We start from the raw sequence: 16,550 nt of genomic DNA, 5'->3' as shown, positions 1-16,550 counted from the left end.
ACGCTCCAACTGCGTCGTGGCGACCCTCCCGAACGGGTGGGCGTTCACGCTCCCGGTGGAGGGAGGTCCGACGGTGACGGAACCGATCAGGGCCGTGCCCGGCATGGACGCGATCCTGCGTGAGATCACGGGCCGGGTGCCCGTCGCCGTCGCGGGCGAGCCGGTGCCGCCGGTGACCGTGCCGGCTCCCGTGCTCGAACGGCTCGTCGGCGGCCGACTGGGTGGCGGCCCTGTGGTGTGGGTCGGCGCGGACGGCGCGGAGATCCTGGTGGAGGCCGCCGCGGTGCGGGTGGCCGTGCTGTCCGGCACGATCGCTGTCGGACTGCCGGTGAGCTACGACGGCGCCGCGCCGGGCGATCTCACCGCGGTGCTGCTGGTCGCCCCCGAACCCGGCGCGAACGTGCCGCTCGTCCTCGCTGATGCCCCGGCCCGCGGCGATCCGGTCCTGGTCGCCCGCTGGGGTGACGCGGTGCGGGCGGCGGCGCTCGGGGCGCTGACCGACGTGCTCGTGCACGCGTGCGCGGCGGCCGGGACCGATCCGGCGGGTCGGCCGCTGGTCCCGGCCGAGGTGTGGGCGCGAGCCGGTGAACTGGTGGTCCGGCCACGGGCGCCGTTCCCCGGCGAGGTGCCGCCATGACCCTCCGGCTCGACCCGTTCGACGTGCTGGAGCTGCTCGGGCTCGTGAGCCGCGGCCCGGACGGCGGCATCGCCGCGGACCCGGCGTGGTTCGATGACCCGTTCGGCGCGATGGCCCGGGTTCTCACCGACGAGCGGCGGCGGGACCGTCTGGGCGAGGTGCTGGCCGCGGTGCTCGGCGCCGAGGCGACCCCGCCGTTCACAGCGGATCCGGGGCCCTTGGCCGGGGCGGGCCGGTGGACGCCGCTGATCCGGCACGAGCCGGCCGGGAGCTCCGGCACCCGGGTGGAGGTCGCGCTGGTCACCACACCCGCTGGTCCGGGCACCGTCGAGGTCGGCGCCGGTGTGCGGGCCGTCCTGCGACCCGGCGCCGATCCGTTCACCGCTGGCCTCACCGCCACCGTGCCGTTGGTTCGGCTGCGCACCACCACCAGACCCGGAGGCGCCCCCCAGACCCGTGCTGAACCGGTCACCGGAGACCTGCGGATCACGCTGACCGCCGGGCCGCTCGGTGACCCGGAGACCGGGCTCACCGCCGCCGAGATCACGGTGACTGTGCCGCTCGGCGGAGCCCCGGTGACCGCCCGGGTGCGTACCACCGGCCCACGCGGCGGAGACCTCGACCTGGACCTCGCCGCCGACCCGGCCGCCGCCGGCGCCGCGATCCTGACGCTGCTGCTGCGAGTGGCCCGCGCCGCCGCCGGATCGCCGCTACTGGACGACGTGCTGGCCGTCGCCGGACTGGGAGACCGGCCGCCGGTGCCCGCGCTCGCCGTGGACCGTCTCCTGGCCGGTGACGTCGCAGCCGGCGGCGTCTGGCTGGCCGCGCTGCTGCGTCCACCGGGCGGTGCCGGTGACCCGCCGCGGGGATCGCCCGGTGGCGCCGGTGACCCGCTGCTCGCGTGGCTCACCGCGCTGGGCGGCCTGATCGGCCGGGTCGCGCCGGCCGGCACCGACGTCGTCGCCGCCGCGCTTGCCGACGGCGACCATGAGCTGCGCGCCGGCCTCCTGCGGCTGACAATTCGCCGCCGCCCCGAGGGCGCCGGAAACCTGATCACGGTACGCCTGGGTGCCGCCACGTCCGGAACAGTGCGCGCCGACGTGGCCGCCGACGTGCTGACCGTCTTCGTCGACGCCGCCGGAACCCTGACCGGGGCGCAACCGGGGCGAGCCCTGCAAGCCACGGTCACCCTCGACCCCGGCGGGGGCGACACACTCCTGGACGGGCCGCCGATCACGGTCACGGCCGTGCGCGCCGGGCTGCGCGCGGACGCCGGGACCGGACTGCGGCCGATCGTCGAGGCACTCGGCGTGACGATCGACGACGACCCCTACGAGCTGCTGGACCTGACCAGCCCTCAGGTCCGGGCGGCGGTCAGCGGCTCGGTGCTGGGCGCGCTCGCCGAACAGCTGGCCGGGCCCCGAGCCCGGGCCGCCGCGGTGCTGCTCGGGCTCGCCGCGCCCACGGCACCCCCGGCGTCCGGCTGGCCGGCCGTACCCGATCCGCGGCTTCTCACCGCACCGGTGGACGCCCTTGCCGGATTCGCCGGCGCACTGCGCGACCACGACGACCGCTGGCGCCTGCTGCTCGACCAGGTCGCGGTGATGGTCGGCGGCCCGGTTGGCGCGGTCACCCCGGGCGACGGCGAACCCGACGCGGTCGACCTCTGCCACGACGGCGCCCTCGGCCGGATGGTCCTGCTGACCTGGCGGGACTCCGGCACGATCCGATTCGGCCTCACCGTCCGGCCGCCCCCGATCGGGGCCGGCCCACGCGCCGGCCTCGCCGTCACAGCCGGCCTGCTCCGCCTCGATCTGCCCGGCGGCGCACCCCCACGGGTCACGCTCACCCCTCACCTGGGGCTCGACCTGACGGTCACCGTCGACGATCCGCTGCCGCTCGGACCGCTCATGCTCGGGCCGCTCGCGGGCACGCTCGGCGTCCGGGTCGACCTCGGCACCGGCACGCTGGCCGGCCATCTCGCGCTGCCCGCCACCCCGGTCGAGGTACACGGCGTCACCACCGAACTCCCGCCGCTGCGCCTCGCCGCCGCCGCAGTTGTCCTCGCCGCCGGCCCGGATGGCAGCCCCGGCATCGGCGCTGACGCCGGTGTCACGCTGACCGCCGAAGTGCCGTGGGAGGCACTGGAGTTGCTGGCCGGAGCCGCCCTGGACGCTCTCGACGGCGACCAGCCGGGCACCTGGACGACGCTGGCCGCGCTCGTCGGCTGGGCCCCATGGCTGCCCACCATCACCGTCGCCCTTGCCGGCGCACACGCCGAGATCCCGGTCGGTGTCGCCCTCGGCGGCTTCCCCCGGCTGTCGCTCCAGGCGCTGCTCGCCAACCCGGCCGCGGCCGCCCGCACGTGGGCCCGCAGCCTCGTCGGCGACGACCTCTTCGACAACGTCTTGGCCGGCGGCATGCTCGCAGCCCCTGCGGCTGATGCCCGGGCAGAACCCGGTGATCCGGACCGGGTCTTCGCGGCGGTGATGCTGCTCGGCACACTGCTGCCCGGAGGCTCGCCCGGCGAAGCGGACGAGCAGGGAACGATCGCCGGAGCGGTCAGTCCGGTCACCGGCTTGGGCACCCGGGCGGTGCCGTGGCTGCTCCCTCTGCCCGGCGTGGGCGGAACACTCGCACTCTGGCTGCGGCGAGACCGGCCGCCGCGGCCGCCGGCGGAGATCGCCGCTGTCCTGTGCGGTGCCGGCGACCCCGGCGGGCGTGCACTCGGCGCCCAGTTGGCGGCCGCCTGCCGCATCGCCGCCTCGGTCGCCCCCGACCTGGCCGCTGACCTCGGCGATCCGGACGCGGCGGCCACCCTGCTGGCTTCGCTGGTCACGAACGCGGCCGACGGCGACGGTGTCACCCCGGCCGCCGGTCAGGGCGACGTTCCGGATCACATCCACATCGGGGGTCACCTGGCTGTTCCCGGCCGGCTCCCGGAGATCGTGGCGGCGCTCGGCGAAACCCTCGACCCGTCGCGTACGGTCCTGCTCGCACCCGCGCTCGCCGGCCTCACCGAGTGGGACCTGGCCGGCCCACCCGCCACGCGGATCGTGATCGGCGAAGCGCTGCCGGCGAGCCCGTCCAGCGCACAGGGTGCGGGACCGTGGGTCGTGTCCGTGCCGTCCGGCGGGGATGACGAGCAGGCCGGTGCGGCGCTCGCGGCGCTGGTCCGGGCCCTGGGCGAGACCTCACCGGCGGGCGCGGCGCCGCTGACCCTGGTCGGGCTGGGACCGGCCGGCCGGTATGCCCGGCGTGCCGCCGCCCTCACCGCCGATCATGTCGGCCTGGTGATCGCCATCGCCGCACCATGGCGGCCCGTCGACGCACCCGCTCCGCCGTCACACGCTGCCGAACTGCTCCTGCGTCTGTGGCGGGCCGCAGCCCGGCGTACCGGTGCGGAGTCCCCGCTGTTCATTTCGGCGTCACCAACGCTGCCCGGTCCGTCAGCGGTTCCGGGCGCCGGGTTCCCGCCGGACGTACCGACCGGGCCGGACGTCTCGTTCGCTCCGGGCCTGCTCAGCGCGTCAGGTGTGGCGTTCGCTCCGGGTGGATTGCCGGTGCCGGGCGCGGCCGGAGCCGAGGCCCTCGTGGCATTGCTGGCCCGGCACACCGGCTGGGTGGCTGCGGACAGGGAACGCCTGGAGCGGCATCCCTTCCCAGTGGGCGGCTACCGTGCGCCGGAGACGGCTGCGGCGGCAGCGGTGCGTGAACTGACTGTCGCGGTGCGGGTGCCGGCGGAGGAGCTGAGCGCGGCCGTACTGTCCCTGATCACCGATGCCGCACTGGCCGAGGTGGAGACGGGAGGGCCGGAGGAGGCCGTCGCCGCCGGTCTCGGCGTGGGACTGCGCGCCGGCCTCGGTGGTGCGCTCGGCGGGCTGCGGATCGCCGCGCACGTGCAACTGGACCTGCCCGGCCTCGACCTGGTGCCGGGCGGCGACCCGGAGGCCGACCGCCCCTACTGGCTCCGGACTGACGTGCACCTGACCGACGACGACGGCTGGCTCAGCGACGATCCCACGGCCAACGCGGGATCCACCTCGGGTGTCGGGTCCGGGGTGGGAGGTGCGGTCGCGCGGACCGGGTGGGCGTCGCTGCGGCTCGGGTTCGATCCACGGGGCGGCGGCTGCGGCGCCGACATCGTGATCCGGCATGCCGAGGCGTGGGACGACCGTCTCGACGCGATCACTCTCGGCCTGGACGACGAACGTCCGCAACTGGCCCGCCTGACCGCCGCCGAGCGGGTGGTGGCGGGCAGAGTCCTGGGCCGTCTCGGCGCGCAGCTCCCCGCACCTGGCGTCGCCGCGGCTCCCGGCCCGGTCGCCGCACTGGCCGGCCTGCTGGCGGACCTGGGCCTGCTGGTCCACGCGAACGGATCGGTGGCGGCCCCGATCGAGGTGCTGGAACTGTTCCTCACCGACCCGACGGCGGTGCTGGCCCGCCTGCTTCCGCCGGCCGTCGCCGGCGTCGAGCCGGACCTGCCGCCGGTGATCGTCGCGCGCCTGGCTGAGCTCTTCGGCATCCCGGTCACCGCCGAGCAAGGCCGGATCATGCTCGGCCCGCCACCGTCCGGCCCTGAGGCAGGCGGCACCGCACCGAACAACGCACCCACCGCGAGTGCGGGGTCTGCCGGCGCACGCCCGGTGGCAGTGACACTGGATCTGGCCGACCCGGCAGTGGAGGTCGTGGCAGCGCTGCCGATCGGAGAGCTGGCGCTGACGGTCGCCGCCCGGCTCGCCCTGCCTGGCGCGGCCCTGAATTGTGAGGTCACCCTCGGGGCCGCGCACACCGCGTCGCTGCGGGTCACCGCCACCGCCACCGCCAGCGGCTCGGCCCTGGCCGGCGGCCCAGCCACAACCAGCGGCCCGGCTGAGACCGGCGGCCCGGCCGCCATCAGCGTTCGGGCCGATCTGGTGCTGCCCGCGGCGCTGGTCGCGGGTGGAGCGGTGCTGCCGGTGCTGCCGGAGCCGGCGCTCGACGAGGCGGCCGGACGCGCGCTGATCGGCGAGGTCGCCCGGGTGCTGCTCGACGCTGCGCGCACGACGAGTGAGGGGCGGCTGACGCCGCTGCTGGTGGCGCTCGGCCTCTACGACAACGGCGCGGCCCGGTGCCGGTCGCCGCTCCCGTTGCTGCTGGATCCACCCGCCTGGCTGAGTACGGTGCTGGCTGTCACCGAGGACCCGACCCGGCTGGCCGCGTTGACCGACGCGATCCTGAGCGCGCTGACCGGTGGTCCCGCGCTCGAACTTCCCGGCGGTGGCACGCTGGCGTTCACCACCGGCGGTGCCCGGCCGGGTGCGCGGTTGACCTGGCAGCTGCCGAGCGGCCGGGTCGTGATCGGCGCCGACTGGACGGAAACCGGTTGGCAGGGCGCGATGGACGTGGCGGCGCGCCTTCCGATCGACGGCGGCGGCCCGCTGCGCGCGGTCGGGATCGAGGCCGGCCTGGCCGCCGGTGCGCCACAGCTCGCCGTGGTGCTGACCACGGCCGGCGGCTCGGCCGGACTGCGCCTGCTGCCGGCGGCGCCGCTGGATGTCGCGGCCGTCGGCGAACTGGCCACCGGCGCCGCCACCCTCGTCGCCCCCCTGGTCCTGGACGCGATCGCCGCGCTGGCCGAGAACGGCAACGGCGGCGGGGCCGGCGGGAATGGCGGTGGTGGGGACGGTATCGGGCGATGGGCCGGGCGGGCGGTGGCCGGGCTCGGCGACGCGCTGGAACTGCGGGTCGGCGGCGGGTTCGCCGCGGAACGGCTGACCGACCTGCGCCGTGACCCCGGCGCCTGGCTGCGGCTGCACTTCGTGCCGGCGGTGGCGCTCGACGCGCTGGAAACGCTCGCCACGGCAGCCGGGGCGCCGGCCGTGACCCGGGAGCCCGGCGGCGCGCTGGTGCTCTCCGTCGGCGTCGTGGCAATGCGGCTGACGCCCAACGGGCGGGCTATCGACGCCACCGCTCTGCTGTCGGCGACCGCCGGGCCGGTGCGACTGGACCTGTCAGCGACGGTGGCCGGTGCGGCCGGGTTCGCCGGGGCGGTGGGCGCGCTGCGGTTCACCGGTGACGCGCTGGCTATCGGCCGTACCGTGTTGCGTCCTGAGATGGCCATCGCCGCGGACCCGACGACCGCCGGCGGCGCGCACCTCACCGCGACGCTGGCGTTGCCGGCCGGGTCGCATCGCGTGTCACTGTCCGTCGATTCCGCCGGTTCCACCGGGCTCACCTGCACAGAACACGCGGGTACGGATCTCGCCGGCTGCTTGCTGGACGTAGCCCGGGAGGTGGCCCTGCCGCCGCTGCTCGATCTGCTGATGGACATCGACGCTCTGCAGGACTGGTTGCGTGCCGGCGGTCCGCAGGCACGCGGCGAGCCATTGGTCGGCTCGTTCCTGGAACGCGACCCGGACCGGCCGGACCGGTATCGCCTCCGAGACGGCGCGGTCCGCCCCGGCGACCTGCTGGCCAACGTGGTGCAACTGCTCACCCGGCTGCTGGACCGGCTCGGCGGTCTGGACCTGGGCACGGCCGTCGCGGTCGGCATCGCGTCCGAGGCCGGGCGGCTGGGCTTCTGGGTCGGGCTACGCGAACCGTTGACGCTCGTGGCGAGCGAGTCGCTGACCGTGGCCGTGCAGGCCGCCCCGGACGCGGGCCCGAACAGCGGCCGGATCACGCTGCTCCTGATCGGTGCCGGTACGGACGTGCCTCCGGAGATCACGTTGCGGCCCGAAGTGACGGTCTCCGGCGTCGGGCTGCGGATCGGCGGGCCCGGCACCCGGCCGCTGCTGTCCGGTGGCACGGTCACGCTCGCCGGGCTGGGGCTCTTCGGGCGGCGGACCGGGCCGGGCGCCTGGTCGGTGGCCCTCGCGGTGGAAGGGCTGGCCGTCGCGCTGGGCGGCGCCCGTGGCGGCAACGCGGTCGCGTCCGGGTTGCTCGCCCCGCCGGCCGGCACCGCAGTGGAGAAGGCGGGCTCGGCCGCTCCGACGGCACCGGCCGTCGACGTACTGCTGACTGCCGGGCCGCAGGGCGTGACGGTCGGGTTGAGTGGGGCGGCCGTCTTCCCGATCTGGGTGCCGGTGCAGCGTAGTTTCGGGCCGCTGCACGTGGAGCGGATCGGCGTCGGTGTTCAACCCCCGCCGGGCACCGGTGTGCCGCTGTCCGCGTTGCGAGTGGACGTGCTGTTCGACGGTTCGTTCGCGCTCGGTCCGTTGGCTGCCGTCGTGGAAGGGCTGCGGATCTCCGTACCGTTGAAGGATCCCCGCCCGGAGGGCTGGTCGGTGGGGGTGGACGGCTTCGCCGTGTCGATGACCGGTGAGGCGGTCCGGATGGCCGGCGCGCTGCGCCGCCCGGCGGCCGGCGACGGCGACTATCTCGGCTTCCTGTCGTTGCAGGTCAGTACCTTCGGTATCGCGGTCTTCGGTGGGTACGGGCGATACCCGAAGGACGCTCCGGCGTTCACGTCGCTGTTCATCTTCGGTGCTCTGAAGGCGCCGCTAGGTGGCCCGCCGCCGTTCTTCCTCACCGGTATCGGCGCCGGAGCCGGGATCAACCGCGGCCTGACCGGGGTGCCGGTCACCGAGATCCCGCGGCACGAGCTGGTCGCCGCACTGGACCGCGGTTTCAGCGCCGACGGTGACGCGCTCAGTGGCCTGGCCGCCCGTTTCCCGCCGGCCCGCGACTCGTACTGGTTCGCGGCCGGGGTGAGTTTCACCAGTTTCGTGTTCGTCAGCTCGGTGGCAGTGCTGACCGTTCAGTTCGATCCGGGCGGGTTCGAGATCGCGGTGATGGGGCTCAGCCGGTTCGCATTGCCGGCCGGGGAGGCACCGGTCGCGAACATCGAGATCGCGCTGGAAGCCCGGTTCTCCAGCCGCAACCGGTCGCTGATCGCCCAGGCCGCGTTCACCGGCAACTCCTGGGTGGTCGACCCGAACTGCCGGATCACCGGTGGGATCGCGGTCGGCGTATGGTTCGCCGACGGAGATTTCGTGGTCACGCTCGGCGGCTTCCACCCGAACTTCGCGGTGCCCAGCCGCTATCCGAGGCCGGAGCGGCTGGGCATCGAGTGGCGGCCGGCGGACGGTGTGGTCGTCTCGGCGCGCGGCTACTTCGCGCTCACCCCGCAGGCGGTGATGACCGGCGCCGAGCTGGAGGTCTCGGCCGAGAGCGACTGGTACGGGCTGACCCTCAGAGCCTGGTTCCACGCGTTGTTGCAGTGGGACCCGTTCCACTACGAGTTCACCATCGGCATCTCGATCAGCGGCTGGGCCCGGCTCGGGCCGTTCGAGGTGTCCATGACCGTGGGCGGCGAGGTGACGCTCAGCGGGCCGCCGCTGCACGTCAAGGGGCACGTGCAGCTGGGGCCGATCTCAGTGCCGTTCGAGTTCGGCGACCTGCCCGGTGCCGTTCGCGCCGCGCTGCCGTGGACAGCGTTCCGGGACAAATACCTCGGGCCCTCGCCCTCCGGCTCCTCAGCACCGCCCGCCGCCAGACCCATGTTCACCGTCACCGTCGGCAGCGGACGACCCGACCCGCAGGACGGCGCAGACGGCAAGAACGCACCGTTCCGGGTGCTGCCGGAGTTCACTCTCACGGTTCGGACCGCGCTGCCCTGCACCCAGCTCGGCGCTTCCTCGCCGGTCGTGCACCGGCTCGGCGTCCCGGCCATGTGGATCAGCCAGTACACCGCTGAATTGCGCGTCGAACTGACCACGAAGGACGGCTCCGGAACCGCGGCGGTGACCGTCTCGGCGATCACCGACCAACAACCCGCGGCGGCGTTCGGCAGTTTCGCGTTTCAGCGGCTGTTCGTCGGCGACACCTCCGGCGGTCCGCCCGCGGTCCCCGCGATCAGCGGCGCGGCGCTGCGCACCGACCGAGTCCTCGGCCCGTCCGTCCTGGTGGTCGCCGACGGTCCGGAAAGCCCGGTGGTACGCCCGTCGCCGTTCGCCGCGTCGCCGGAATCCGTCGCCCCGAGACCCACCGAAGGTGTACGGACGCCGGGCGCCCCGGCCTTCGGCGCAGCCGTCGGTGGTGCGGCCGCCGCGAGTGAACCCGAGGGGGTGCCCGGTGGCGTGCGGGCATCGGCTGAGGCGGGAGCCGTGAGGGGCTCAGGGGTCCCGGGCGATGCGGGTGCGGCCGAGGCGAAAGAGGCTGCGCGGGCACCCGGCCTGGAGAGCGTGGTGCCGCTGGCACCGGCCGCCGTTGCGACGGCGCTCGCGCCGACCGTGGTCTCCGGGCGTTCGGGCCTGCCCCGAGTACCCGCGCCGACACTGGTGAACGCGCTGGTCGCGGCCGGTGCGGCGGGCATCCGGGCCGAGGCGGCCACGGCCGGCCCACCGCCCGATCTGGCCGCGGGCCTGACCCGGACCGGAACCGCCGAACTGGTGCATCCCTGGCAGGCCGCCCGCTCCGGCCGGATGCCTTTCCCCTCCGGCCTGGTCGGGAGCACGTCCGGTGGCACTGTCGTCTCGCTGGCGGCGGCCACCGTGTGGCGGGCCGGCCCGGAACCCGGCGTGCTGCGCTGGGATGCGGACGGTCCGTGCCGGGTGCTGCGGATCGAGCCTGATGGCGCGCTCACCGCGGACGAACGCGCTTCCCGGGGCGAGATGCCGCTGCCGGCCGGCAGCGCCTGTGTGGTGCTCGGCGGTGGTGATCCGCCGGACCCGGTGCTGGCCGGATGGCATGCCGCCGATCCCGTCCCGTGGCTGGGCCAGGCGACCGGCGTCGTCCCCGGCGGGGTGGTGCACCTGCTGGGCCCGCCCGTCCCGGCCGGTATCCGGATCACCGGGCCGCTACCGCCCGGCGCCCGCCTCGCGGTCGCCGCCACCTCGCCCGCGATCCGAGCACGTTCGGTTGCCGTTCTGCTGCCGGTCACCACCACCTTGCTGGGCGCCGCAACATTGCCGGGTGGTGCGCCGGCCGGTGTCTTGTTGCCCCGCGGCGTGCGGCTCACCGTGCGCGGGGTGGCCCTGGACGCAGCGCCGGTCACGGCCGCCATCCCGGACGGCGGCGTCGTGCTCGCCTGGGCCGTGCCGGACGGGCCCGGCACGGCCCAGGCGGTGCTGGAGAACGACGCCACCGCGGAGCAGGCCGCGCCGATCGGTCTGCTGCTCGGCACGACCAGCCCCGGAGCACTTGCCGCCACGCTCGCCGCGGTGCCCGCATCCGTGCTGACCGGCACCCACAGGGGAACCGGGTCGGCCCTGCTCAGCTGGGAGGTCAGCGAATGACTGGGGGATGGGCGACGCAGCCGGACAACGGTGCGGTCGCCCCGGGACGGATGCGGCTGTTCGATCTGATCCAGCCCGGGCGGGCGGCCGGTGACTATCGGCTGCGGGCGCAGATCGTCGTCACCCGGGCGGGTGGGCCGACTGACACGGTGCCCGTGGCCGGGATGAACTTGCCGATCCCGGTGGGCAGCATCCCGACTGATGTCGGGCCGACCGAGTTCTGGGACCTGGCGATCAGTACGCCACGACTGGCGATTCTCCCGTCGGCGGTGCAGCATCGGTCGCCGCCGCCCGGCACACCGGACGCGTCGCCGCTGGAGCTGCCACACATCGTGCTGCGGCGGGCCACACTGCCGTGGGAGCGCCGGGTCGGGGCCGGGTTGCCGTGGCTGGCGGTCGTCGTGCTGACCGACGACGAACTGCGCCGCTGCGCTCTGGCCACCGTGCCGAAGGCGGAGGCCGCGGCCCGTACCCTCGCCGGCGTCGGCGGTCCTGACCCCGGCGATCCCCCGGAGTGTGTGGTGCTCGGTGTGCCACCGGACATGGTCTCGTCGATTTTTCCCCGATCGGCCGACCTGATGCCGCTGTGCCACGGGCGGCAGGTCGACCCGGCGGACGTCGCGCTGGCCGCGGGAGACGACGACGGGTTCTTCGCGGTCGTGATCGCCAACCGGGTGCCGCCGCCGTCGACGCGGTGCACCGCCCTGCTGGTGTCGGTGGAGGGCCGGCTCGGTGTGCTCGATGCGGCGCCGGTGCCGCGACCCGCGTCGAGCCCGGCCGGTGCGTCCGGCCCGCGTGCCGTGCTCGCCGCCTCGGACGTCGTCTTCGCGGTGCTGGACCGGTGGTCGTTCGGCACCGAGGAGGCCGGCCTGGACTTCGTGTCGGCGGTGACCGCGCTCGACCCCGGAATGCTCGGCGCGGAACTGACCGACGGCGACCGGCCCGGCGCGCTGCCACTGGCCGGTGCCACGCGGGAGGGTGAGCCGGACCCCTGCTGGTATCGCGGCCCGGCCGTGCCGGAGCCGTCCGCCCTGGACCCGGATACCGGTCCGGCGTCGCACGTGACCGGCCTGCGAGCGGTCGCGGCGGACGGGCGGGCGGACGTGTCGCGGGCCGCCGCCTTCGAGATCGGACGGCTGCTCGCGCTTGCCGATCCGGCGCTCGTTCTCGAGTTGCGACGGTGGGCGCGGGCCGGATTCGAGCTGGTCACGATGTTTCACCTGGAGAGCTGGATACCACCGCACCTGACCCTCGAGGTGCCGCCGGACCTCCTGCCCTATGCCGTGCCGGGGCTGCCGGTCACCCATGGTGCCGGACGGCTCGGCGCGTTCGGGGACCTGCTACCGCTGCGCGGCCCGCTGGTGATCCCGGACCCGACCGGTGGGGGACCGCTGATCAACCCGGGGCGGGACGTGCTGGCCGGGGCGCTCCAGGGACTGGGGCTGGACCTGTCGGCCATCCGGGACGTCCTCGCGGGAAACCCGATCGGCAGCGGCGGCCCTATTGGTGGTGGCGGCCCTATTGGTGGTGGCGGTCCGATCGGTGGTGGCGGTCCGATCGGGGGAGGGGGCCCGATCGGCGGAGGCGTCGGCATCCCGCGTCCTCGGCTCCGTGATCTGCGGCCCGCCCCCGGCCCCGGCTTCGACGACGCGGTCGGCGAGCTCCGCACCGCCGGCCCGAGCGACGCCTTCCGTGACCTGGCCGGACGCGCGGCCGCCGAGATCCACGACCTGTCCCCGTCCGACGCGGCGACTCTGCGAGACCGCCTGACCCACCTGACCGCAGACCCCCCGACGAAGGGTCCGGCATGATCACCGGAAGCGATCGCCCGGACGACGTGCTCGGCCGTAATCCCGGCCGTCCCGGCGTCGTGATCACCAGCCGGGTCCTGCCGCTACCACTGGGCGCCTGGCTGAAACGCCTCCTGCTGCTCGACCACCTGCCGCCCGCCTACGTGGTCCCCGACGATCGGTTGCTCCCACCGGAGTCACTGCGCTGCTTCCACCTGGACGGGGAATGGCTGCGTGCGGCGATCGACGGCTTCCTCGCGACCGCCACCCCCACCTCCGTCGAGCGGGCGGCACTGGCCGAACGCTACTCAGAGATCCGGGACCAGCTGGGGCTCACCGGCACCTGGCGACGCAGCGGGTTTCTGCTCCGATCGAGCCTGCTCTCCCGGTTCCCGGGCCTGCGCGTCGAGCCGGCTGATGCCGTGCTGCGCCGGGAACTACTCAACCCGTCGCTGCTGTTGGTGGTCTTCTCCGGCGTACCGGATGAGTTTTCGCTGGTTGAGCCGGGTGGGGAGACCGCGTTCGGCGTGCAGCGGCGCGGCAACGTCGTCACCGCGCTGCGCGGTGGTGCCGGGGCAAACCCGCCGCCGTCCCTGCCCGTCCGGCTCGGTGCAGCGCCCGGAGTGCTCGACTGGTCCGGGGCCGGCGGGTCGGCGCGGCTGGCTGCGAACTTGCTCGAAGGGCTCGGCGCGGTGCGGTTCGGCGGTGCCGGATGACCCGCCCGCACCCGGACGAGGCCGGCGGTCTGCTGGCCCGCGCCGAGTCCGGCGACCCCACCCTGTCGCTGCTGGTGCCGATCGACGTGCAGGCGATGGTGGCCCGCGCCGGTGACACGCGGGCCCGGATCGGAGTTGCGCCGGGCGATCCGCGACGGCCGCCGCCGCTGGTGACCACCGGCGACCGGGCCGCCGGGGTGCACCTGCACTGGGCGATGCCGGACGGGCTGACCACCGCCACCGAGGTGGACGGACGGCCGGTGTTCCCGGCGCTGCCGGACCGGTGGATCGTCGTCCGGTGGGCGCCTGACCCGAACGGCGCGCCGGCCCGGACGATCCGCACCTGGTTCCTGGACGCAGTCACCGGCGAGACCGTTCGCGGCGACGAGCCGGCGCCCGGCACCTCACCGTTCGAGTCGTCACGCCTGCCGGTAACCGCGACCGGGGACACCGACCCGGCGTGGGCGGCCGTCTACGACAACACGGTGGGCCGGTTCGCGTTGCACGACGACGTCGCCGACGTGCTCGCCGGGTCCCGGGTCACCTATCTGGTCGCGGGCTGGTGGGGCGACCTGCGACAGGACCCGGCGGCCCACGTCGGCGGGGTCGCGCTGGCCGGGCACGTGCGCCGGTTCGGCTGGTCCACCACCGCGTTCGCCACAGTGCCGGTCAGCCGGGTCGACCGTACGATCTGCCACGGGACGCTCGCCGGCGTCGCCGTCGACGGGCCCGGCGCGGACGAGGACCAGCGGCCCGCCGCGACGGACGTGTCTCTCGCCGTCGGTCAGACCGACGTCGAGGCGGTCGCCGCGCTGTTCACCACGGACGCCCCGGAGGTCGGCGACGCCGACGCGGCCAAGGAGGAGCTGATGCTCACCGCGGCGGGGTACGACCAGGCGCGCCTCCTCACCGGCCCGGAGGCGATCACCGGGCTGGAGGAGCTGCTGCACGAGGCCGGGTTCGAGCGCATCTCGTCCGCGCCCGACGACGACGACCTGCTCACCCGGCTGTCGGCGATCGAGGACACCGCGCCGGACGTGCTACGCCGGCCGGCACCCGGGTGGTTCCAGCCTCGGGACCCGGCCGTGGCCTTCCGCGGTGCCGGGCGGTCCCTGCGGCACGGCGAGGACGGCCGGTTCGACCCCGGTGACGGCCTGCTCGCCTGCCGGATCGCCGGCCAGGTGGTCACGGGGCTGACCGGGCTGGTCGACGGTGCCGCCCTCGTCCCGGACGGCGCACTCGACCCGGCTCCGTCCCGGACCGATGGAACCAAACCCGTGCCGGGGGCGGGAAACCCGAGGCGGCCGCCGCCGGCCGTACCGTTGCTGGCCCGTGAGACCGCCCTGCTGGACCCGAACGGCACAGCCGCGGTCGTCGCAGTCGCCGAGGCGGGGGGTGAGCCGGACCCGGCCGCCCGGATCGCCCGGGAGCAGGCACTCGCCGCCGCCGACCTCGGCGTGGCCGCCGACCTGGGGGCGCTGCATTCCGGCTCGTTGCGCCGCGGCGTGCTGCCGTCGCCAGTCGCCTGGAACAACTGGAGACAGGCGTGGGTGCCGGTCTATCTGGAATGGGAACTGGCCGTCGCGCTCGACCCCGGCCTGGGCGCCTGGCACCTCGACGAGCTGGACCTGGACCGGGACGCCACCCCGATGGACCCGGCCGCCGCCCGGGTGGGGCGGCACCGCGGCCGGTCTCTGTTCTCGCCGGGCCCGGCAGCCCGGCTGGCGAGCCAGGCCGCACTGTTGCTCACCGAATCCGGCGCCGGAGCCCTGCCGGAGCGGGTTCGTGAGCGGTTGCAGGCGGTCGCCAGCGACGGGCGGTACGCGGATCTCGCCGCCGCTGGACTGGACGGGCTGATTCCCTGGCTGCTCGGGCTGTCCGGCGCGAACCGGGTGCCCGGCCCGGACGGCACCGGCGGCCCCGAGCGCGCTGTTCCGCCGTTGCTCACCCGCGCCGGTGGTGCCTGGCTGACCCGGCTGCGGCTGGTCGACGCGTTCGGCCGCTTTCTCGACCTCGACGAGCGACTGCCGTCGCTGCTCGTCTCCAGGCCGCTGCGGCCCACCGACCAACTCGCCGAGGCCATGGAGCCGGCGCCCGCCCTCCCGGCGTCGCCATTGTTCGCGCTGGCGGCGCGGCTGACCAGGCCGGCCAGGATCCGGGTACGCGTCTGCGGCCCCGACTGGGAACCCCTGCATCCCGGCACCACGCTGCCGGACCGCCCCCCGGTCGCCGGCTGGTTGCTGCCCGACCTGATCGACGCCGCCATCGAGGTGTTCACGCCGGACGGCGAACCGGCCGGGCAGGTACACCGCGACCCGGTCACCGGCACCACCCTGTGGGAGTCGCCGCCGGGCGAGGGCCACGACCTCGGTGCCGGGCCGCCGGCTGGGCTCGATCCGGGACTGGCCGATTTCCTGCGCGGCCTGGTCGCGGCGGACGGACGTCCCGGCCGGCCGCTGCCCGGTCCCGGCGAGCCCAGTGCCGCGGACGTGCTGCTGCGGATGCTCGACGTCACGGCGTGGACGTCCGAGCCGTTCTACGACACCGGCGTCGCCGACGTCGCCGGGCTGTCGGGTGTGCCCACCGCGGTTCTGCGCGCCCAGATCCTGCTGGAGGTGACCCCGGATCGCCGCGAGCCGGACGCGACCGGCGCGGAAGACCTGACCCGGCACCCGTTCGAGGTACGGGTCGGAGCACTGACCCGGTCCGGTGACGGCGTGCGAGGGTTCACCCGCCGCGACGGGCGCGGTGGATTCACGGTGATTCATCCGGCGGTGCGGGAGGCGGCCGGACTGGGTGAGGAACTTCCGGTGGAGATCGGGACCGCCCCGATCACGCTTCGTCCGGGCGTACCGGTGGATGTGCTCTTGTTCTGTGACCCGGCCGGGTCGATCACGGTGACCAGCGGCGTGCTGCCCCGCACCGCGGCCCGCCTGCCACCGGAGTGGACCTCGGGCGCACCGCGCCTGCTGTCGTCGATGCGTTTCGGGCCACTGCTGGTCGACCCGGCGGCCGTGCGTCTTCCGGCGCCGCCGGGCGCGCCGCGCTGGGTGCGCCGGACGTCACCGGCGGCGTGGTCCGACGATCCGGTCGTGGCGCGCCCACGCGCCGGCGACCTGCCGCTGAAACCAGCCCGCGTGGAGGAAGGCTGGATCGTCCTCCGGCCGGAACGGTGATCCAGGTTCAG

General features: G+C 75.2%; 5 protein-coding genes. All 5 read left to right on the top strand.

The features are described 5' to 3' along the window. The first annotated feature begins 73 nt into the window (after positions 1–73). Entirely contained in the window at positions 74–637 is a 564-nt protein-coding gene (locus tag ACZ6S4_RS01220; protein ID WP_465472931.1) for a hypothetical protein, read from the top strand. A gap of 4,553 nt (positions 638–5,190) precedes the next feature. After that, positions 5,191–10,857 carry a DUF6603 domain-containing protein gene (locus tag ACZ6S4_RS01215; protein WP_465473481.1) on the top strand — a complete coding sequence of 1,889 codons (5,667 nt, stop codon included), beginning with the start codon at positions 5,191–5,193 and terminating at the stop codon, positions 10,855–10,857. Continuing rightward, positions 10,854–12,668, top strand: coding sequence for a hypothetical protein (locus ACZ6S4_RS01210; protein ID WP_465472930.1), 1,815 nt, complete (start codon positions 10,854–10,856; stop codon positions 12,666–12,668). The genes ACZ6S4_RS01215 and ACZ6S4_RS01210 overlap by 4 nt, the downstream gene beginning before the upstream one ends. After that, the gene (locus ACZ6S4_RS01205) at positions 12,665–13,363 is read left to right on the top strand and encodes a hypothetical protein (protein WP_465472929.1); all 699 of its coding nucleotides are present in this window, start codon (positions 12,665–12,667) and stop codon (positions 13,361–13,363) included. Before ACZ6S4_RS01210 ends, ACZ6S4_RS01205 begins: the two co-directional genes overlap by 4 nt. Next, positions 13,360–16,539: a thioesterase domain-containing protein gene (locus tag ACZ6S4_RS01200; RefSeq protein ID WP_465472928.1), complete on the top strand. Its 3,180-nt coding sequence runs from the start codon at positions 13,360–13,362 to the stop codon at positions 16,537–16,539. The genes ACZ6S4_RS01205 and ACZ6S4_RS01200 overlap by 4 nt, the downstream gene beginning before the upstream one ends. The last annotated feature ends 11 nt before the right edge of the window (positions 16,540–16,550 follow it).

The sequence above is a fragment of the Actinoplanes sp. NPDC051405 genome (genome assembly GCF_055586185.1).
Note: the sequence above shows the minus strand (reverse complement) of the source record. Positions and strands in the feature narration are given on the sequence as shown.

What these genes read in the sequence shown, in the direction of transcription:
- ACZ6S4_RS01205 (WP_465472929.1), top strand. Translation starts at nt 12,665, where the DNA reads ATGATCACCGGAAGCGATCGCCCGGACGACGTGCTCGGCCGTAATCCC.
- ACZ6S4_RS01215 (WP_465473481.1), top strand. Translation starts at nt 5,191, where the DNA reads ATGCTCGGCCCGCCACCGTCCGGCCCTGAGGCAGGCGGCACCGCACCG.
- ACZ6S4_RS01210 (WP_465472930.1), top strand. Translation starts at nt 10,854, where the DNA reads ATGACTGGGGGATGGGCGACGCAGCCGGACAACGGTGCGGTCGCCCCG.
- ACZ6S4_RS01200 (WP_465472928.1), top strand. Translation starts at nt 13,360, where the DNA reads ATGACCCGCCCGCACCCGGACGAGGCCGGCGGTCTGCTGGCCCGCGCC.